This window comes from Bacillus testis (assembly GCF_001243895.1).
Taxonomy (GTDB): domain Bacteria; phylum Bacillota; class Bacilli; order Bacillales; family DSM-1321; genus Bacillus_AD; species Bacillus_AD testis.
Map to the genome: position 1 here is coordinate 833,692 of NZ_LN851186.1, position 20,904 is coordinate 854,595.

Sequence of the window (20,904 nt, forward strand, 5' to 3'; positions counted from 1 at the left end):
GAAATGAATCAAGTCTTACTGGAAAGGACTTGCCTTGCCAAATATGCTACTCTTATAAAGAGGTGAGCGAAATGACCATTATTACGAAAATCTCGGCAGGCAAAAAGAATAAAAATCGATATAACATTTTTATAGATAAAGGTTCGGGTGAAGAGTTCGGCTTCAGTGTAAGCGAAGATGTCTTAATTAAAATGGACTTAAAAAAAGGGAAAACCATTGATGAATTCGAATTGGCGGAGATCATATACCAGGAAGAAATCCAAAAAGCGTTTTCGGCCGCTCTTCATTATTTATCCCATCGAATGAGATCTGAAACGGAGGTCGTCAGGCATTTACGGGATAAAGAATATGAAAGCCATATTATCAAGGAAGTGATCCATCGTCTATATCATTTGTCCTTCTTGGATGATGAAGCGTTTGCCTCCGCTTTTGTTCGCACTAAAATGAATGCGGGCGATAAAGGCCCGATTGTCATTGCCCAGGATTTGAGGCTTAAAGGAGTTGCGGATACTACGATTGATGCTGCCTTGCACATATACAGCCGTGAAATGCAGGTTGAGCATGCACAAAAACAAATCGGAAAGCTGTTGAAAAGCTCTTCCGGCAAATCAACGATTCAATTAAAGAGAAAAGTCGAGCAGACTTTGCAAAGAAAAGGCTTTCCATCTTATATAATAGAAGAAGCTTCCAATAAAGTCGATCTAAATCAGGATGAAAAGGCAGAATGGGAATCGTTGGTGAAAAATGCTGAAAAAGCCGGACGGAGATTGCAAAAGTATTCGGGCTATGAATTTGAACAGCGATTAAAGTCCGCACTCTATCGCAAGGGCTTTCCATTAGAGCTGATCGATCGTTATCTAGAAGAGAATCCACAGGGAATGGGAGAATGAGAAAATGGGGGAACAGCGCTACAGTACCATGTCCACTTATGAGTTAACACAGGAAATCGGATTGTTGCAGGAAAAGGCAAGAAAAGCAGAACAATTAGGGATGGTCAATGAATTTGCCGTGCTGGAACGAAAAGCAATCATGGCGAGGGCTTATCTGCTTGACCCAAAGGATTTTCCTAAAGGAGAAATCTATGGGATATTGGGAGACCCGGGATCCTATTTTAAAGTCGATTACTTGAATGGCGTTTTTGCATGGGGTTACCGGTTGAGCGGGGAAGGCACGGAGGAGGCATTGCCAATCTCCATGCTGGAAAAAATACAAAAGAAAGAATAAGCCATTTGCGGCTTATTCTTTCTTTTGTATTGGGGAAGATAGGGGTACCCCTGTTCTTGTTATGACTGCTTTCTTGTCTGTCTCTCAAGAATAATCAAGCTTTGCGTTTGCTGCGTCTGGCCGTTGATTCTGGCTTTTGCATGCTTCTGGCTTGTCCATGTCGTTTCGAATGGACTTTTATATTGGCGATCACCAAATCGATATCGTTTGTTAACCATGGAAATACCTCCATACAAATCGTTAGTTGGTTTGTTGATCTTTGATCCGATGAGAAGAATCATACATCCGTTCTTGGGGATGGGTGTTTATGGATCCGTCTGCACGTGTAGAAGCATACGCTGCCTTTGCTCTCGGCTCTCCCTCAAGACGTTTGATTTCCTTGAAGTTTTTCGCTTTGTTCCGCATCTGTCATGGCCCCTTACTACGCGTGATTTACCGCGTGCTTATAGTATGGCTCCCAATCACACCAATTAAGAGCTGAAATTATTGGCATTAAGAAAGATGATAGATAAAAGCCCAAAAATAAAACAGACTGCCGGAACAATGGACGGCAGTCTGTTTTGTCTTAGTTGGTAATCATATTCAGCTTCTTCTTCAATTTGTCCTCACTAAAAATCCAGCCAGTATAGGAATTGATGATTTGCAGTTCCTCATCAAGGTGGACGACTGCCACAAAAGGATAATAGCCATTGCTGCGATAGCGAAGGTCAATAAACTTCACTTCATGAAATCCGCCGGCTTCTGATATTTCGAATCGATAGACGGGAGAGAAGGAAAGAAAGGCAGATAAATTGACGTCATGCTTCGCGGCTTCCAACACAGGATTTTCAGGGATAGGAATCCGTTTGAATTCATCCACAATCGTCACAGCCCCATTTATGCAGGTGCCCACCAAATATTTCTGGTCAGTGATGACAGCAACTCTCCATTTATGGTAGCGCACAGTGGGCGATAGGATGATTTTCCACGTGTTAGGAATGGCTCCCTTGATTGTGGCCTTTATATTTCTTTGTTCCTTGAAGCGCATGATATAATAAACGGCTATGACGCAATAAACAACAACAAAAGTGATTCCAGGATCCGCTCCGAACGCCCACAGAATAATGCCGGCAACATGAAGGCCGAAAATAAAGGGATCGAATGTGTTGATGACGCCAAGTGCAATCCACTTTGAAGTAAGGGGCCTCAAGGCCTGAGTCCCGTATGCATTAAAAATGTCAACGAATACATGCAGAAACACTGCCAGGAAGGTCCACATCCATACATGCCATACATCCGCCAAGGGCATAATCGCCGATATTATGGAGGTGATGAGCAGCGGCCAAAGAATGACTGCCGGTATAGAATGAGTGATGCCTCTATGATTTCTGATATATACAGCGTTATTGCGCATTTTCAGGATTGTATCGATATCAGGCGCTTGCGAGCCGACAATGGTCCCAATCATAACAGCCTGGGCAGTGATGGAACTGCTTGCGACAACTGGATCAAGAGTTGCAAGGGCACCCAAGCCTATTCCCATGACTAAGTGAGTTCCGGTATCCAATAGTCGCCACCTCCTAGCTATTTGTAAATTGGTTTCACGGGAAACCTTCTGTTGGTAAATATGTCTTTTAGTTTTAAAAAAAGCATATGCATATTAGAATGGATGGAAGGGTCCGGCCTTCCGTTTTCTAGGGACAGGCCCAAAGAGACCTGCTTTCAGAGCATCATTATTTTTATTAGTATATTCCACTACTATAATTGTATCACTTTTAGGGGAATTCGAAAGAACTTGGTTCATAATTGTCTTTGCCTATTCCCCTTTTCTCATACTTTGTAACATCATGGAGGTTTAGCCTTGCAAGAGATAAAAGCATTAAACGAGATGGATATTGAGAAGTTTCAACAGGATCTGATCCACTGGTTTGAAACGGAACAACGCATCCTGCCTTGGAGAGAGAACACAGATCCCTACAGGATATGGGTTTCGGAAATCATGCTTCAACAGACCAGGGTGGATACGGTCATTCCTTATTTCAACCGTTTCATGGAATGGTTCCCTACATTGGAAAGTTTCGCGGATGCAGAAGAGGATCGTATCCTGAAAGCGTGGGAAGGATTGGGGTACTATTCACGCGTCCGGAACCTGCAAAGCGCCATCCGGGAAGTGAAGGAAACCTATGGCGGCAGAGTTCCCGATACCCATGAAGAAATAATCGCGTTAAAAGGAGTCGGCCCATACACCGCAGGAGCCATCCTAAGCATCGCCTATGGAAAGCCCGAGCCGGCCGTTGACGGAAACGTCATGAGGGTATTATCCCGCATTTTAGTCATTGAAGAAGATATCGCCAAACCGAAAACGAGGGTTATTTTTGAAGAGGCTGTCCGTTCCTTGATTTCTCATGATAATCCTTCATACTTCAATCAAGCGTTAATGGAACTGGGCGCATTAATTTGTACGCCAACAAGCCCGTCTTGCTTGCTGTGCCCGGTTATGGAACATTGCCAGGCTTTTGCGGAAGGAAAACAGTTGGAACTGCCAGTAAAAGTGAAAGTAAAAAAGACCAAGCATGTCGATTGGATCTCAGTCGTTATCCGCAATTCAAAGGGGCAGTATCTAGTACAAAAACGCCCTGCAAAAGGATTGCTCGCGAATTTATGGCAATTTCCAAGTGTGTCTTATAAGAAGAAAGTGGGTCTTCATAAAGAAACATTTGAGGAGTCTTTCCTGGAAACGTACCTCGTTCCCGTTCAGGTTCAGCCCGTTAATATAGCCCGGATATCGCATGTGTTTTCCCATTTAACTTGGGATATAACTGCATATGAAGGCTTTATGGACGAAGAAATAAGCCTATCGATCATGGAGAAGGAGCGGCTTCAATGGGTGAACGAAGAGGAAATGGAGGAACTCGCCTTTCCGGTACCCTATCAAAAAATGTTCAAAGCATATAAAGAAAGAAAGCAGGATTCTGAATGATCCTGCTTTCTTTCTTTAATCGGTAAAAAGGACGGTGCCATGCGTATAATCGGCTTCATTTCGTTTCAGGCCGCCCCGTTTTTCAATTTCTTTAATAATTTCCTGATGTATCGATTGTCCTTCTGCATTCAAATAAGGTACTATTTGTTGAAGGGAGTGGTGGAAGTATTGGAGTTCCCGATCCTTCCAGTCGCTTTTCTTCAACATAGATAATTCCGCCATATCTCTTCCGACGTACATAATGCATTTCTCCTTTACAAGTAGGTTTTCTCTAAGTAGCTTGTGTAAAAATCACAAAATAATGAATTGAAAAGGGTGGGTAACATGACACAAAAGGTAGCATTGGTAACAGGCAGCAGCAGGGGAATCGGAAAACAAACAGCTCTCACACTGGCTAAAAAAGGGTATGACCTCGTAATCAATTATGCCCGCAGCCGGACAGCGGCGATGGAAGTAGTCGAAGAAATAGAAGCAATGGGCCGCAAAGCGCTGCTCGTGAAAGCGAATGTAGGCGATGTAAGTAAAATTAAGGCCATGTTCGAGCAGATTGAAGAAGAATATGGCAGACTTGATGTTTTGGTCAATAATGCCGCTTCAGGCGTCCAAAAACCGGCTATGGAACTGACGGAGCACCACTGGGATTGGACAATGAATATCAATAGCAAAGCAGCCTTGTTCTGCGCACAGGAAGCTGCTAAATTGATGGAGAAAAACGGAGGCGGCAAGATTGTCAACATCAGTTCTCTTGGATCCATCCGCTATCTGGAGAATTACACAGCTGTTGGCGTCTCAAAGGCGGCCTTGGAAGCCATCACGCGTTATCTGGCCGTAGAGCTAGCGCCAAAAAATATTTCTGTCAATGCAGTATCCGGAGGAGCTGTCGACACAGAAGCGCTTAAACATTTTCCAAATCGTGACGAAATCTTGGCGGAGGCGGCGAAATCAACTCCTGCGGGACGAATTGTCGAGATTGATGATATGGTTAAGACGATTATGTATCTGCTGTCAGATGATTCTAGTATGATTCGTGGACAGACAATCATCGTGGACGGCGGCATTTCACTATTGGTGTAACAGTAATTTCCAAGCGATAGCCGACATAATACGCCATGCTCATGGTTACATTAATGAGCGTGGAGGTGATTACTAATGGCAAACAAGAAATCACAAGCAGGAACTAACGTTCAACAAGTGAGACAACAAAACGCTTCTTCAGCATCTTCAGCATCAGGCCAATACGGCACTGAATTCGCTAGCCAAACAGATGTTGCACAAGTAAGACAACAAAACCAACAATCTGAAGCTAAAAAAGCGCAAAATTCAGGTTCTATGGGTCAAAACAGCCAACAATAACCTAGCGTTATTGCGGGATGAAAACAAAGGCATGATGTCTTCTTCTTTTCTTATACGGAAGGAAGAGGTGCATTGTGCCTTTTTTGTTTATGTTAAAGAAAGGCACTCCAGTTTGTACGGAGCTAAACGGATGTTCTCCGCTTTTCTCGATGTCTAGCTCCGAACATCCAGAGGCTAGTGGACTTCACATTTTTCTCTACGATAAGTCATCATCAGATCACTACGTTCTCTGTGATTCCTTTATCTCAAGAAAAATGCTCCAGTCCATACGCCTCTAAACGGATGTTCTCCGCTTTTCTCGATCTAGCTGCAGACCTCCAGCTCCTAGCAAACTTCGCGTTTCTCTCTTCAATAAGTCAACATCGGCTCGTACCTCGCCGTGTTTCCTTTATCTTGAGGAGAAACACTCCAGTTTGTACGGAGCTAAACGGAGGTCTTCCGCTTTTCTATTTATGCTCAAAAGTTTTAAAATGGTTGGTTAATCGCTATAATGAGTAATATGATAAAAAGTTGTGGTTAAGAGGGTATATAAGAACAGGAAAGGGATTACAGGGCCGCACGTGTGTGGATCAGAAAGTAGGGAGAAGAATATGAGAATTCCGATGGAAGGAGAAAATATTCAGATTCATAGCTACAAGCATGATGGGCATTTGCATCGTGTTTGGGAAGACACAACAGTGTTGAAAGCGACGCAAAAGCTTGTCATTGTGGCAAATGACCGGGTGCGGGTAACGGAATCGGACGGACGTTCTTGGATCACTAGGGAACCGGCGATTTGTTATTTCCATTCACAAGCGTGGTTTAATGTAATCGGAATGCTTCGGGAGGACGGCATCTATTATTACTGCAATATTAGTTCACCTTTTATTTGCGACGATGAAGCATTGAAGTACATTGATTATGATTTGGATATTAAAGTGTATCCTGATATGACTTTTCAGCTTTTGGATGAAGATGAGTATGAAAGGCATAGACGGCAAATGAACTACCCGGATGTGATCGATGGTATCTTGAAGAAGAATGTAAACCAGCTAATATTCTGGATCAGACAGCGTAAAGGTCCTTTTTCTGCTGAATTTATTGATTCATGGTATGAACGATATTTAACGTACCGGTGAATAGCCGGCGGAGAAAACCTGTTGATGCACCCAACAGGTTTTTTTAACAGCTTATAGCGGGTAGGATATATACAGTTTCCAGCCGCTTGCGACAAACTAAAATCGGCTGGTTATCACTGGATTGCTTACACAATTTACACACAAAAGGATGGAATATATGGGGAGTATTCGACGATATATGCAATGGGTCAAGCCTTATAAATGGCCCATTTTGGCGACGATTGTCATTGGTATTATAAAATTTGCGATACCGTTGCTGTTGCCTTTAATTATTAAATATGTAGTGGACGACATTATAGGTGGCACAGGCCTAACGGCTGGCGAGAAGACAAACCAGCTGCTGCTGTTGCTTGGAGGCACTTTGGTGCTTTTCGTGGTGGCCCGGCCGCCGATTGAATATTACCGGCAATATTTTGCCCAAGGCACAAGCAGCCGGATATTATTCGATATTAGAAACCAATTGTTTACCCATATTAATAAGTTGAGTTTTAAATATTACAGCAATACGAAATCAGGAGAAGTTATTTCAAGGGTAATCAATGATGTAGAGCAAACGAAGGATTTTGTCATGACGGGCTTGATGAACGTTTGGCTGGATCTGGCCACTATTTTAATAGCGGTTGTCATCATGTTCAATATGGATGTAAAACTGACATTTGTGTCACTGCTTCTCATGCCGTTTTATGCTTTTTCCGTTAAGTTCTTCTTCAGCCGATTGCGCGGATTGACGAGACAACGTTCACAGGCGCTTGCGGAAGTCCAGGGCTTTCTTCATGAAAGAATCCAAGGCATGCCTGTCATTAAAAGTTTTGTCATAGAAGAACATGAACAGAAGAACTTTAACAAGCAAAACAGGAATTTCCTTGATAAAGCACTCAATCAAACTAGATGGTTTGCCAAATCTTTCGCAGTTGTGAATACGATTACCGATGTTGCGCCTTTACTTGTAATCGGGTATTCCGGATACTTGGTGATCCATGGAAATATGACGGTTGGTACGATGATGGCGTTCATTGGATATATTGACCGTTTGTATGACCCATTGCGCCGCCTGGTCAATTCTTCCACCACTCTGACGCAAGCATTCGCTTCGATGGACCGTGTATTTGAATTTATTGACGAAAAGTATGACATTGTCGATGGAGAGAATGCGATTGCCTGCCAAAATGTTAAGGGGGAAATCGTATTTGACCACGTGAACTTCTCCTATGAAGAAAAAGGGAATATGGTGCTGAAAGATCTCAATCTCCATATTAATCCGGGTGAGACTGTAGCGCTTGTCGGGATGAGCGGCGGCGGAAAATCTTCGCTTGTTTCTCTGTTGCCGCGTTTTTATGATGTAACGAGCGGGCGCATCCTTCTTGACGGCATTGATATCAGGGATTACCAGGTCCGCTCATTGCGCGATCAGATTGGCATGGTTTTGCAGGATTCCATATTGTTTAGTGAATCAGTCGAAACGAATATCCTGCTCGGCAAGCCTTCTGCCACCAAAGAAGAAGTAATTGCTGCAGCCAAGGCAGCAAATGCCCATGAGTTTATCCTGAATTTGCCCGAAGGCTACCAAACAAAAGTGGGAGAAAGAGGAGTCAAGCTTTCAGGAGGACAAAAGCAGCGGATTGCGATTGCGCGTGTATTCTTGAAGAATCCGCCGTTATTGGTCCTTGATGAAGCGACTTCGGCCTTGGATCTTGAAAGTGAACATTTGATCCAGGAATCAATGGAACGATTGGCGAAAGACCGTACTACTTTCATAGTGGCCCACCGGCTCACGACAATCACCCATGCTGACCGCATTGTATTGATTGAACATGGCCGAGTGGTTGAAATGGGACGGCATGAAGAACTGATGGCCAAGCAGGGGCATTATTATGATCTATTCCAGGTACAACAACTTGAATAGGCAATCGTAAATATATTTGGAATAACAGAGAAAAACGAGTATGTAACCGAAAAGGTTTTATACTCGTTTTTTATGTAAAGATACGTATCTTTGATCCGAGTGAAAAAGATATTTCAATATTTTGTATGCGCTTAAAGGTTGCATATGACTGAATGAAATGAGATTTACCCATTCCAACTGACGTTAGGGTCCCGTTTCAAAACGAGAATGTGAAGCAGTATAAGACCGAGATGAACGGCAGTCTATCAGGACATTATTTTTAATATCAATATAGTATAAACTCTTTTGCTGTGTAGCATCTCAAAATAGCCATATATTAAAAAGGCTTTAGTTTTTCATGCTCTACCATACAAAATCGACTAAACAGGAGGAAAATAGTATATTTTTAAAATTTTATATTTTTTGATAATTTAGAAAAATAACTAGACGATTGTCTTATTTTTTAATAGAATATGTTTACCGGAAATATAATTTTCCATAAATGTAAAAAACATTAAACAAAACAACAATGGAAGAAAGGAGTGGGCGTGTGAGCCAGACTCCCGTGTTAGAAGTAAAGCAGTTACGGACTTCTTTTTTTACAGGTGAGGGAGAAGTGCCGGCGGTGGAAGATATAACGTTTTCTGTTGGAAAGGGAGAAGTAATCGGGATTGTAGGTGAATCAGGCTGCGGCAAAAGTGTCACCTCTCTATCCATCATGCGGTTAATCCCCCAGCCGCCCGGAAAGATTATTGGCGGTGAAATACGTCTAAACGGCGAGAACTTAGTGGATGTTTCGGAAAAGAGAATGCGCCAAATCAGAGGGAATGATGTGGCGATGATCTTCCAGGAGCCGATGACTTCGTTAAATCCACTTTTTACAATCGGAAACCAATTGATGGAAGCGATCCGATTACATAGCAATGCCACCAAGAAAGAAGCTTACAGCCAAGCGGTGGACATGATGAAGCTCGTCGGCCTGCCGAGAGCTGAGCAATTGATGAAGGAATATCCGCATCAATTGTCAGGAGGCATGAGGCAACGGGTCATGATTGCCATGGCGTTGTCTTGCCATCCCCGTCTGTTGATTGCCGATGAACCCACAACTGCGCTTGATGTAACGATCCAAGCACAGATTCTGGCATTGATGAGGGATCTCAATCATAAACTTGATACAAGCATCATCATGATCACTCATGATTTAGGGGTAGTTGCCGAAGTATGCCAAAGAGTCATCGTAATGTATGCCGGCAAAATAGTGGAAGAAGGATTCGTAGAAGATATTTTTAAAAATCCAAAGCACCCATATACGCAAGGATTGCTTAAATCGGTGCCCGATATCATGGAAAAGAAAGAGCGGCTGTATTCCATTCCCGGCAATGTGCCAAAACCCGGGTCCATCAAGCAAGGCTGCCGTTTTGCTGCCAGGTGCGAGCATGCGTTTGAACGTTGTCTGGAAAGCACGCCTGACTTATATGCAACGGAGGACCAGGCCCATCAAGTCCGTTGTTTTCTGCATGAGGAAGGAGGAGGCATACAATGACCGATGTACTTCTTCAAGTAGAGAAGATCAAGAAGCATTTTCCGATAACCGGAGGAATTCTGGGCCGCCAGATCGGACAGGTAAAAGCGGTAGACGATGTAAGTTTCTTTGTTAAAAAAGGGGAAACCCTCGGCCTCGTAGGTGAATCGGGCTGTGGAAAATCCACTACAGGGCGAATGCTGATGAGGCTGATCGAACCGACTGAAGGAAAAATCATCTTCAATGGCAAGGACTTGACTTCGATGACACAAACGGAAATGAGAAAGACTCGGCGCGAGCTGCAGATGGTGTTTCAAGACCCATTTGCTTCCTTGAATCCGCGTCATACGGTTGAAAAAATATTGGAAGAGCCTTTGATTGTCCATGGAATCGGCGACCGTGCCGAACGAAAGCGTTTGGTTACAGAAATGTTGGAGACGGTCGGGTTAAGTAGCTATCATGCCAAGCGTTATCCACACCAGTTCAGCGGAGGGCAACGCCAGCGTATCGGGATTGCCCGGGCGCTGATGACAAAGCCGAAATTGATCATTGCTGACGAACCGGTATCCGCATTGGACGTATCCATCCAGTCCCAGGTTCTTAACTTATTGGAAGATTTACAGAAGGATTTTGGGTTGACTTATATCTTCATAGCCCATGATCTTGGGGTTGTCAGACATATAAGCGACCGGGTGGGGGTCATGTATCTTGGAAGATTGGTAGAAATCTGCGATGCGGAGCTTTTGTATGAAGATCCTCTTCATCCATATACCAAGGCATTGCTTTCAGCGGTGCCGGTTGCTGACCCTACTGTTAAGAGACAAACAGAGTTGCTTGCCGGAGACATCCCGAATCCGGCGAATCCGCCCCAGGGTTGCGCTTTCCATACTCGCTGCAAGGAGTGTATGGATGTATGTAAAACTGTGCGGCCTGAATTAAAGGAAATAAAAGAGGGTCATTATGTCTCCTGCCACTTATATGAGTCTTAAATGAAGCGGAAGGAGGCATGTATGATAAAACATGCCGGAACGGCGAGAAGCTATAAAGGGGGAACAGTATGAAGAAAAAAAGTGTTGCACTATTGTTTACGATGCTTTTAGTGCTTGCAGCATTCTTAGCGGGATGCGGCGGCGACAAGGATAAGGATGCAGACGGTAAAGATAATCAAGGGTCTGGATCCAGTTCAGGCGGGACGCTAGTCTTTGCCCGGGGCGGAGATTCCACTAATCTTGATCCTGCAGCAACTACGGAAGGGGAAGCTTTCCGTGTCACAAAGAATATTTTTGATACGTTAATAGACTTTGGCGATGATAACACGGAGCTTGTGCCTGGACTTGCCACAGAATGGAAGGGTTCTGAAGACGGCCTTACGTATACGCTGAAATTGCGTGAAGGCGTCAAGTTCCAGGATGGGACTGACTTCAATGCCGAAGCAGTTAAAATTAACTTCGACCGCTGGAAAGAAGGCGGCGCAGACAAAAAATTTGATTATTATGTATCGCAATTCGGAGACCGCATTGAAGAAGTGAAGGTAGTCGATCCAAACACTGTTGAATTCAAACTGAATGGTGTTCTTGCTCCTTTTCTTAAAAACCTTGCTATGTCCCCATTCGCCATCGCCAGCCCTGCGGCTATTGAAAAGTACGGGGATAAACTCAATGAACATCCAGTGGGAACCGGCCCATTCAAGTTTAAAGAATGGAAACGCAATGACAAAATCACACTTGTCAAAAATGAAACGTATTGGAAAAAAGGGCTGCCTAAGCTTGATAGTGTCATTTTTAAGGTGATTCCTGAAAACAGCGCCCGCTTGAATGCGCTGAAAAATAATGAGGCGGATATTATTGAGGGAGTCAATTACAGCGATATGCCTGCCATCGAAGGCGACAGCAATTTACAAATTTTTAAGCGTCCTTCATTTAATACGGCTTATCTCGGGTTGACGAATACACGCGGCCCGCTAAAAGACAAATTGGTCCGCCAGGCTTTAAACTACGCAGTCGATAAGAGCGCCTTGATTGATGCCTTTTATTCTGGAGCTGCCGAACCAGCCATCAATCCGATGCCTCCAGTGGTAGCCGGCTATAATAAAGACGTGAAAGATTATGAATACAATCCTGAAAAAGCAAAAGAACTTCTGAAGCAAGCAGGATATGAAAAAGGCTTTTCTATTGAGCTTTGGGCAATGCCGGTTGCACGGCCATATATGCCTGATGGACAAAAAGTAGCAGAAGCAATCCAAGCTGACTTTGCCAAAGTAGGCGTAAAAGCCAAAATTGTTTCCTATGAATGGGCAACGTACTTGGATAAAGCAGCAAAAGGTGATGCAGATGCATTCCTGATGGGCTGGACTGGGGACAACGGTGACGCTGATAACTTCTTATATGTATTGCTGGATCAAGACACAATCGGTACAAACAACTATGCTCGCTATTCCAATCCGAAAGTCCATGAATTGTTGACGGCAGCCCAAAAGACAATCGATGACGATGAACGCGACCAATTATATAAAGAAGCTCAAGTACTAATCAAAGAAGATGCACCTTGGATTCCTCTTGTGCATTCAACACCATTGCTTGCAGGCAGTGCGAAAGTGAAAAATTTCATTGCCCATCCAACAGGTTCAGATTTCCTTGAAAAAGTTGAAATTCAAAAATAATGGTTTAACAGTCAGAAAGGAAGCCAAAGCCTGGCTTCCTTTCTGAACGAACAGGCTTTTTCTGCCGATTTAGGGCAGAGATATTTCCGAACAGATGCATGGTGAAATAAAGGAGGGAGACATATGGCATCATATACGGTTAGAAGGTTGCTCCTGCTGGTTCCGGTATTATTGGGTCTATCGTTGATTGTTTTTTTCATTATCCGTGCCATTCCTGGGGATCCTGCACAGGTCATCCTTGGACAAGCTGCCACTAAAGAATCAATCGCACAGATGACAAAGACGTTGGGGCTTGACCAGCCATGGTATTCCCAATATATAAAATATCTAGGCAACTTGCTGTCGGGAGACCTGGGGACATCCATTCGAACTAATTCGTCAATTTCCGGGGAAATTTGGCCTTATTTGGCAGCAACTTTAGAATTGGCGCTTTGCGCTATGCTGATTGCTGTCGTAATCGGTGTCAATGCAGGCATTATCTCTGCTTGGTTCCAGAATTCTTGGTTTGATTATACGGCTATGATATTAGCTTTAATCGGCGTATCCATACCTATTTTTTGGCTGGGGCTGATGGAGCAATGGGTGTTTGCAAATAATTTGGAATGGCTTCCAACATCGGGACGCGATAACGTCCGGGACCCGGTAGAAGCAATTACCAATCTCTATATGATTGATACGCTATTGCAGGGAAGAACCGATCAATTCATTGATGTGCTAAAACATCTCATCATGCCGAGTGTAGCACTTGCTACCATTCCTATGGCCATTATCGCAAGAATCACTCGTTCCACAATGCTTGAAGTTATGCGTTCTGATTTTATCCGTACAGCGCGCGCTAAGGGGCTCCGGATGTTCTGGGTCGTTTACAAGCATGCTTTTAAAAACGCTATCATTCCCGTATTGACTGTAATTGGGTTACAGACTGGCCTATTGTTGGGCGGAGCAATCCTTACTGAAACCATTTTTAGTTGGCCGGGCATAGGCCGCTATATATATGAAGCAATCGGCTATAGGGATTATCCGGTCATTCAATCGGGCATTCTGGTGATCGCCTTGCTGTTCATCTTGATCAACCTGATAGTGGACTTACTGTATGCAGCGGTTGATCCACGAATCAAGTATAAGTAGGATGGGAGGATAAAAAATGGAATTAGCAGCAAATAAGAATACGAAGCCTCCGATACAGGAAAATAAAGAGAAAGTAGTCTCCCCGTGGCTAGAAGCGTGGAGAAGTTTTTCAAAGAATAAGGTAGCGCTTGTAGGAACTATTATTGTCATCTTTTTTCTATTGCTGGCCTTTTTGGCTCCTCTAATCGCTCCCTATGATTTTAAAGGGCAGGAGCTTGCCAACCGACTAAAGCCGCCATCTTCCGATCATTGGTTCGGTACGGACGACTTTGGGCGCGATATTTTTTCGCGGGTGGTATATGGGGCGCGAATTTCCCTATGGGTTGGATTCTTTTCGGTGATCGGCTCTTTGACGGTAGGGTGCTTATTGGGAATAGTCGCTGGATATTATGGCAGATGGGTGGATGGCATCATATCGCGAATCTTCGATATAATGTTGGCATTCCCGAGTATTCTTTTAGCCATCGCTATCGTTGCTGTACTTGGACCTTCGCTGCAAAATGCACTTATTGCCATTGCTATTGTAAATATACCAACATTCGGACGGTTGATCCGATCGAGGGTACTTAGCGTAAAGGAAGAAGAATACATAGTGGCCGCTAAAGCGATTGGCATGGGAAATGGACGGATCCTGTTTCAGCATGTGTTGCCGAACAGCATGGCGCCAATCATTGTCCAAGGGACGCTGGCCATTGCAACAGCCATTATTGAAGCGGCAGCGTTGGGCTTCTTAGGGCTGGGGGCAGAAGCTCCTAATCCTGAATGGGGTAAAATGCTTTCCGACGCAAAGCCATTTTTGACGACAGCTCCTTGGACCATGATTTTCCCAGGGGTGGCCATCATGTTGACAGTGCTTGGTTTTAACCTTATGGGAGACGGACTGCGGGATGCGTTGGATCCACGCATGAAAAATTAAAGGCGGTTTTCTAACATATTGATTGAGGAAGCAGTAACAAAAAAGCAGCTATCGTTTGACGGCTGCTTTTTGTTATGCGTATCTATTCTTGGATTTGAGATTCTACCTTAATTTCCTCATCTTCTTTATGGAAAGATTGGAATGAGCTGATCAATGTGTCAAGATGCTGAAGGTGTTCCTCATATTCCATGATGGATGATGTGAGGGCCATCATATGATAGATGTCCTTTTCATCTTTTTTATCTGAATCTTTTTCAATCGATAGAAATAAATTCAACAAGTCCCGCGGGCTTTGAACAGGGTTGAATTCATACGTATAGGATGCCTTTACTTTACGTATATACTTTAAATGAATCTGTTCATGCTGTGTTACTAGATAATCGAGTTGTTCCTGTACGGCTGTTTGGAACTCCTCAGGCATATGGTGGAATTGGTTCTCATAGCGGTTCAGTTTCCGCAATACTTCTAGCACTTTCTTGGTAGAGGCAATCATTTGGCGGTAGACGACCGATTTGCGCGCTTTGGCATGCTGGGCTCTTTTAAACCATTCGCGGTCTTCCTTATACATCAGATAAAGTTGTTCGACTTTAATCAATTGGTCTTTTAAGTTTTGAATATCATTTTTGATATGTGTATTTTCGGATGTATGGCGGGTCGATATACGGATCCATTTAAACACTTCGTCAGAGATGCCTATTAGCTGATAATACAGCTTGGTTTCATATTTTGGCGGAATAAATAGCAAGTTAACGACAAAGGCTGATAGAATTCCTAAAAGTACTGTCGTGAATTTCAGAAAAGCGAATTGCAGAAAAGCGCCGTTTTGAGTTTCCATGATAGCAATCACTGTAACGACTGAAAGTGTGATGGAATTGTTCGTTTTAAGGCGAAGATTAAAAATAATCACCAATACGGCAGCAAGCCCGACAAAAAAGACACTGTTTCCGAATATTAGAACCATAACAACTGCAATCAAGGCACCTATGATGTTTCCTTGTATTTGTTCAATAACAGTCCGATAAGAACGGTAGATGGTAGGTTGGATTGCGAAAATAGCGGCAACTCCTGCAAACGATGGAGTAGGAATTTTCAGCACTCGTGCTAGCAGAAGGGCCAGGACAATCGCAATGCCGGTTTTAATTATACGGGCACCGATTTTCATATAAAAATAGGTTCCTTTCTCATTCGTTTAGATAATTTTATTTTATTCTTTTCTTTTACACAAATGTACATTTAATAAACAAACAATACTGTAATATACATGAGTTTGGCTTTCTGCGCAAGTGCGGAAAGGGATTTATTAGGTTAATAAACGCTGTTTTTGGCGAGTTTCATATGACTATAAGAGAATGAAGTGGAGAAATTAAAAAAATTGAAATCGGCTGAACACCGTTAGAATGTTTTTCCCCAATCACTCTATTTTTAGCCTAATTAACAATCATATTTATTTAATAGTTTTGAAAAAGAAGCAAAGAAAAGGCATCCCGTTGAAAAATAAAAGGGGATGCCTTAGACATATTTAAAAAAGTTACATCAATTACTCGGTAGAAACGGAAGGATCTGCTTGTTCCTTGACTGGAACAATCTGCACAAAGTGTTTCTCTGGGGCGCTCAGCAATGCTTCTGCCTGTTCAGCTTCCCGCTCTTGTTTCTGTTCTCTTAAAGCGGTGCAATAATGTGTCAATAGTTCCGTAATATCCTCTTTGCCTGAATCGGTGAGAGCTTCGATCGTTACTTTTGCTCCCAATGATATTCTTCTCATAATGGCTTCTGTGGTTAATCCCATATCCGGTTGGATTCGCTGGTAAACCACTCCTCCGGTCATCCCTGCACAGGCCCATGGCCCAATGTCTCCCAACACTAAGCCTCTTCCGTTTGTCATATACTCAAAGGCGAATCCTTTAATGTTGGAATGGATGCCGATATTACCATGCTCTTCTTTCGGAATAGGTTTTATCAATTGGCCTCCTATGATTAAATCAGCTCCGGACAGCCGGATTCCAGCGCGTGCATCGGCGTTTCCTTGGGCAATCAAGAGGCCTTTTTGGGCGCCGTAGCCAAATCCTTTGCCGACAGAGCCATTATACATATGTCCGTCTTTGCCTTTTGACTTGAAGACCATAATGTTACCGCCAAAGGACGTTTTTCCAATGCCGTCTTGGGCTCCGCCGGATACCCTGATGTCGATGCCGCTGCTGTTATAGGCCCCTAGTCCATTGCCGGGAATGCTGCCGTCTGCATAAGAGAGCGAGACTGGCGGCAGTGTTTTGTATGAGCCATCAAGGCGGCCGCGGACACGGTGGCACGATACCCGGGAACCAAGGACCCGCTGCTCGGACGTAACTTCACTGAATGCTCTTGATTGGTGGAGGGCTTCCTCACTGCCATCTAGATATTCAGCTCCGACTGCCATTTGATACGTATGGGCTTCTGAAGAGGCTGCTGCTTCCTGGTGGTTCAGTTGGCTGATTTCCAGGTTTTTTAACAAATAGGTTAGATCCAGAAGGTCTGTGCCGGTGGACTGTTCAAGCAGATCAGAACGGCCGACTGCATCCTGTAAATTCTTAACGCCCAACGTTGCTGCCAATCGCTGGAGTTCTTCTCCAAAAGCTTTAAACATATTGGTAAGATTCATGACGGCCGTATCAAACTGGCGGGGAACAAAGCGGCGCAAACCATGGTCTTTTGCCTGAGCTTCACTTTCAATCTGTGTGGCAATGCCCACATGGCATGTATCCAGATGGCATCCGCGGCAGGCTGTACAGCCGACCCCGATCATCGAAAGGGTCCCGAAGCCTACTCGATTGGCGCCGAGAAGCATGACTTTCAATACATCATTTGCACTTTTTATTCCGCCGTCTGCCCATAGCTCGACATGGTCTCTTAAACCGGCCTCAAGTAATGCATTATGGGCAGCTTTTACGCCTATTTCTACAGGAAGGCCCACATGCTGAAGGGCATGGATTCTGGCTGCGCCGGTGCCTCCATCAAAGCCAGAAAGTGTAATAATATCAGCTCCAGCCTTGGCGATTCCGACTGCGATGGTGCCGATGTTGGGGACCACAGGCACTTTAACGGCTACCTTCGCCTGGTCGTTTGCCGTTTTCAATTCAAGGATCATCTGTGAAAGGTCTTCGATGGAGTAGATATCATGATTATTCGAAGGTGAAATGAGATCTGACCCGATTGTAGCATTTCTTGATTCGGCAATTTTGGCCGTTACCTTGGAGCCGGGGAGATGGCCGCCTTCCCCGGGTTTAGCTCCTTGCCCGATTTTAATTTCCAACAGGTTAGAGGAATTAAGCAGTTCTGCATTGACGCCGAATCTGCCAGATGCAATTTGCTGTCCGCGTGTTTTCGGATATTTGCCGAGCATATCTTTTATTTCGCCGCCTTCACCATTTAAAGAAATCATATTAAGGCGGTCGGCGGCTTCCGCGTAAGCACGGAAGGCGATTTCATTTTGCGAGCCGAAAGACATGGATGAAATAATGAATGGATAGCTGTGCTCGCCAACTCCGATGTTTACATCGGAAGGTTGTATCTGCTTGTTTCCCTGTTTGAAAGTGGTTAAATGGCGGATCGATGTCGGCGTACCGGTTTCATGTTCGGCGATTTTATCTCGGTAAGTGTCATATTTCCCCGTGGCGGCTACCTCGCCGATTGCCTTCCAAATCCTTGGAAGGAGACTGTATGGCCGGCCCATTTTTGCTTTTTCATTTTGAAAATCTTCCGCTCTTTGCAGGGCATCGTTTTTCAGCAGTTCAAAATCATAGGCCAGATCATCAGACCCAAGGAAATTCACTATGCCTAGCTGAGAAGCGATTTCCTCATTCAACCCGATGGCTGAGAATAAACGGCCGTATCCCCGCAATTCATGGATTCCGATGGTTGAGATCACTTTTTCGATTCCTTTATTCAGTCCGGTGAACAGGTTGACGACTGGCTTTATTTCCTCGCCTGATACTGTGAGGAACATGTAATAAGGATTGATGGCATCTGCCCCCAGTCCATATACCGTCATCAAATCATGGAGAGACCGAATTGCACCGGAACGTAGCAGGATGGAACAATCCCGGCGGACGTTGGCTTCAGAAAGCGCCCTGTCGACAACAGATGTGGCCAAGAGTGGATCAATCCATAAGTTTCCGTCCTGATGGGCTGAACCATCATCTAAGATTAACAGGCTGGCGCCGTCCAGAACAGCGGCTTTTGCTTGCTCGCCTAGCCGTTCCAAAGCATCTTTAATAGTGCTCGATTCCTGGAAAGCGCACGATAGGGTATGGGACAAGCCTTTATCCTTAAAATAGGATACTACGCTGTCATAGCTGGGTTGATTGATCAAGCTAGAACACTCATTGCCGATAGATCCTTCTACTAAAATAGGCGAAATCAATTCTAAGACATGTTTAGCACGTTGTTTCTTTGACAGCGATGGCCGTTTTCCGAGGACGGTCCGCGTGGAGAAATGCTCTGTTTCCCTGTCGCGGTCGATGGCGGGATTGGTCACGACAGCTACGCTTTCTTTAATAAAGTCAGCCACATTCCTTCTGCCGTTGTTCAAGGCAGCCAGAGGGGCATCGTGCCCAAGTGACCTGATAGGCTCAGCTCCTTTTTCGGCCAGCTGTTCAACGTATTGCACATGGTCCTTTTCCCAGCCCATGGCTGCATAATGGCCATTATGCAGTTTATTTGGAACAGCAGGCGAATGGGTTGTTTTTAATTTCGGGCTTTTTAGCCGGTTGCCGTCATTGTCGATCAAAAACCTGTCTGAGAACAGGGCAAAAACTTCTTCTTGATAGCTGTGATAGTCGTACATTTTTATTGTATTTTCCTGCCATCTGAGGCCGACTTTCTCGCCGGGGCCGATTGGTTTAGGTTCCCAGCAATATTCGGATGAAAGGATGATTCCCGGTTCGGAAGAAAATAAATAGGAAGATTCGGTTTCTAGCATCCATAACGGTCTGAGCCCAAGTGCATCGACCGAAAAGACCGCTTCGTCTCCGTAACGGGAAATAATGCCGGCAGGCCCTTGGGCGAAATGTCCCCACGCTTCGCGTATATACGTATATGCATTGCGAAGGTTGTCATCATAGGCTTTCATTTCATTAATGATTGGCGGGAATACGATATCCATTGCTTCGAACAATGAGAAGCCGTGTTCACAGATGAATGTCTCAATGGTCCTGCTCAAATCCTGGGAATCGCTTCCGTCCTTTACCAGATGAACGCCAGCCATTTTAGCTTCTTTGCGAAGACGGGCGATTGTATTGATTTCCCCATTATGGCCAAGTACCGAGAATGGCTGCACTCTAAAAAAGCTGGAGAGTGTATTGGTGGAATAACGGTTATGGCCGAGCGTCATGGTGGAAGCCACCAATGGATCAGCCAGATCACTGTAATACTGGGGGAGAATATGGCCTGCCCCCATTACCTTATAAACCGCGTGATACTGGCTTAGAGAGGCAACGTGAATATAATCGTTGTCTTCAATTGTTTGAATGAGCGTAAAGAGGGTTTTGGAAAGCTGTTTCTGGTCCTGTGTATCGCTGTGGCAGGCTATTTGCCAAAAAACGGGGTTCTCTTGAATGGCGATTGGGCCAAGTGCTGACGGATTATGGACCTCTGTTGATTCAAATAGGATAGGAAGGCCGGCCTGAAGCATTTTTTCTTTTATTTCTTGCTGCAATGTTGCTGTCTCGAACTGTCTGCTCAAAAAGAAATGCCCAACAATAAATGTTTCTGATTCAGCCAGTTCAGCGTCCAATCCTTGCTGCTCTAATTTTTTCTTCCATAAGGCACGGGGGATATCGATATGGATTCCAACTCCATCGCCTTCCCCATTTATAAAACCGGCTCGATGATTCATTGTTACTAAGGCATCTATACAGGTAAAAATATTATTTCTGGTGGGGATGCGCTCTTTTTCAATACAAGAGACAATACCGCAGGCATCGTGTTCCTGCTTGTGGAAATCGCTGAATAAACGTGGGCTCCATTGTTGGTCCATAATAAGTTGGCGAACATAAGCGAAAAGCCCATATCCACCGTCCACCTCCTAAAAAATGATAAATGTAAGAAGTTGAAAAGACATATTTCAGGAAAGAAATTAAAAAGAAATGCGCTAAAGCGGGTTAGAGAAT

Annotated in this window: 18 protein-coding genes; 12 read left to right on the forward strand and 6 right to left on the reverse strand. The window is 44.3% G+C overall.

The window, feature by feature from the left end; translation table 11 throughout:
• Window positions 1–71 precede the first annotated feature (71 nt).
• A complete protein-coding gene (recX, locus tag BN1765_RS04560) occupies window positions 72–890 on the forward strand; it encodes a recombination regulator RecX (RefSeq protein ID WP_050614054.1) in 819 nt (272 codons plus the stop codon).
• Window positions 891–894: 4 nt separating this feature from the next.
• The gene (locus tag BN1765_RS04565; protein WP_050614055.1) at window positions 895–1,224 is read left to right on the forward strand and encodes a YfhH family protein; all 330 of its coding nucleotides are present in this window, start codon (window positions 895–897) and stop codon (window positions 1,222–1,224) included.
• Window positions 1,225–1,283: 59 nt separating this feature from the next.
• On the opposite strand, the gene BN1765_RS19265 is transcribed toward BN1765_RS04565, so the two are convergent.
• The 3 genes from BN1765_RS19265 to BN1765_RS04570 form a co-directional block, all read right to left on the reverse strand.
• The gene (locus BN1765_RS19265) at window positions 1,284–1,442 is read right to left on the reverse strand and encodes a YpzG family protein (RefSeq protein WP_069202992.1); all 159 of its coding nucleotides are present in this window, start codon (window positions 1,440–1,442) and stop codon (window positions 1,284–1,286) included.
• A gap of 22 nt (window positions 1,443–1,464) precedes the next feature.
• Window positions 1,465–1,629 (reverse strand): small, acid-soluble spore protein K, encoded by a 165-nt coding sequence (gene sspK, locus BN1765_RS19270; RefSeq protein WP_069202994.1) that lies wholly within the window; start codon window positions 1,627–1,629, stop codon window positions 1,465–1,467.
• A gap of 160 nt (window positions 1,630–1,789) precedes the next feature.
• Complete coding sequence (locus BN1765_RS04570; RefSeq protein WP_050614056.1) at window positions 1,790–2,770, reverse strand: metal-dependent hydrolase; 981 nt, start codon at window positions 2,768–2,770, stop codon at window positions 1,790–1,792.
• Window positions 2,771–3,091: 321 nt separating this feature from the next.
• Between BN1765_RS04570 and mutY the strand changes: the two genes are divergently transcribed.
• Window positions 3,092–4,183: an A/G-specific adenine glycosylase gene (mutY, locus tag BN1765_RS04575; RefSeq protein WP_050616672.1), complete on the forward strand. Its 1,092-nt coding sequence runs from the start codon at window positions 3,092–3,094 to the stop codon at window positions 4,181–4,183.
• A gap of 15 nt (window positions 4,184–4,198) precedes the next feature.
• Here the strand turns inward: mutY and BN1765_RS04580 are convergent, their stop codons facing one another.
• Window positions 4,199–4,423 (reverse strand): hypothetical protein, encoded by a 225-nt coding sequence (locus BN1765_RS04580; protein ID WP_050614057.1) that lies wholly within the window; start codon window positions 4,421–4,423, stop codon window positions 4,199–4,201.
• Window positions 4,424–4,507: 84 nt separating this feature from the next.
• On the opposite strand from BN1765_RS04580, the gene fabL reads away from it, so the two are divergent.
• From fabL to nikC, 9 genes are all read left to right on the forward strand, one after another.
• Window positions 4,508–5,257 (forward strand): enoyl-[acyl-carrier-protein] reductase FabL, encoded by a 750-nt coding sequence (fabL, locus tag BN1765_RS04585; RefSeq protein ID WP_050614058.1) that lies wholly within the window; start codon window positions 4,508–4,510, stop codon window positions 5,255–5,257.
• A gap of 75 nt (window positions 5,258–5,332) precedes the next feature.
• Window positions 5,333–5,536 (forward strand): gamma-type small acid-soluble spore protein, encoded by a 204-nt coding sequence (locus BN1765_RS04590; protein WP_050614059.1) that lies wholly within the window; start codon window positions 5,333–5,335, stop codon window positions 5,534–5,536.
• A 590-nt stretch (window positions 5,537–6,126) separates the two neighbouring features.
• Window positions 6,127–6,654, forward strand: a complete 528-nt coding sequence (gene ntdP, locus BN1765_RS04595; RefSeq protein ID WP_050614060.1) for a nucleoside tri-diphosphate phosphatase — start codon at window positions 6,127–6,129, stop codon at window positions 6,652–6,654.
• A 157-nt stretch (window positions 6,655–6,811) separates the two neighbouring features.
• Window positions 6,812–8,557: an ABC transporter ATP-binding protein gene (locus BN1765_RS04600; RefSeq protein ID WP_050614061.1), complete on the forward strand. Its 1,746-nt coding sequence runs from the start codon at window positions 6,812–6,814 to the stop codon at window positions 8,555–8,557.
• Window positions 8,558–9,086: 529 nt separating this feature from the next.
• Window positions 9,087–10,079: an ABC transporter ATP-binding protein gene (locus tag BN1765_RS04605; protein WP_069202995.1), complete on the forward strand. Its 993-nt coding sequence runs from the start codon at window positions 9,087–9,089 to the stop codon at window positions 10,077–10,079.
• On the forward strand, window positions 10,076–11,047 hold the full coding sequence (locus tag BN1765_RS04610; protein WP_050614063.1) for an ABC transporter ATP-binding protein: 972 nt from the start codon (window positions 10,076–10,078) through the stop codon (window positions 11,045–11,047). Before BN1765_RS04605 ends, BN1765_RS04610 begins: the two co-directional genes overlap by 4 nt.
• Window positions 11,048–11,115: 68 nt before the next feature.
• Window positions 11,116–12,717 (forward strand): ABC transporter substrate-binding protein, encoded by a 1,602-nt coding sequence (locus tag BN1765_RS04615; RefSeq protein WP_050614064.1) that lies wholly within the window; start codon window positions 11,116–11,118, stop codon window positions 12,715–12,717.
• A gap of 123 nt (window positions 12,718–12,840) precedes the next feature.
• Window positions 12,841–13,845, forward strand: coding sequence for an ABC transporter permease (locus BN1765_RS04620; RefSeq protein WP_050614065.1), 1,005 nt, complete (start codon window positions 12,841–12,843; stop codon window positions 13,843–13,845).
• A gap of 16 nt (window positions 13,846–13,861) precedes the next feature.
• The gene (gene nikC / locus BN1765_RS04625) at window positions 13,862–14,761 is read left to right on the forward strand and encodes a nickel transporter permease (RefSeq protein ID WP_050614066.1); all 900 of its coding nucleotides are present in this window, start codon (window positions 13,862–13,864) and stop codon (window positions 14,759–14,761) included.
• Window positions 14,762–14,843: 82 nt separating this feature from the next.
• Here the strand turns inward: nikC and BN1765_RS04630 are convergent, their stop codons facing one another.
• A complete protein-coding gene (locus BN1765_RS04630; protein ID WP_050614067.1) occupies window positions 14,844–15,923 on the reverse strand; it encodes an FUSC family protein in 1,080 nt (359 codons plus the stop codon).
• A gap of 375 nt (window positions 15,924–16,298) precedes the next feature.
• Window positions 16,299–20,771 (reverse strand): glutamate synthase-related protein, encoded by a 4,473-nt coding sequence (locus tag BN1765_RS04635; RefSeq protein WP_050614068.1) that lies wholly within the window; start codon window positions 20,769–20,771, stop codon window positions 16,299–16,301.
• Window positions 20,772–20,904: the final 133 nt, after the last annotated feature.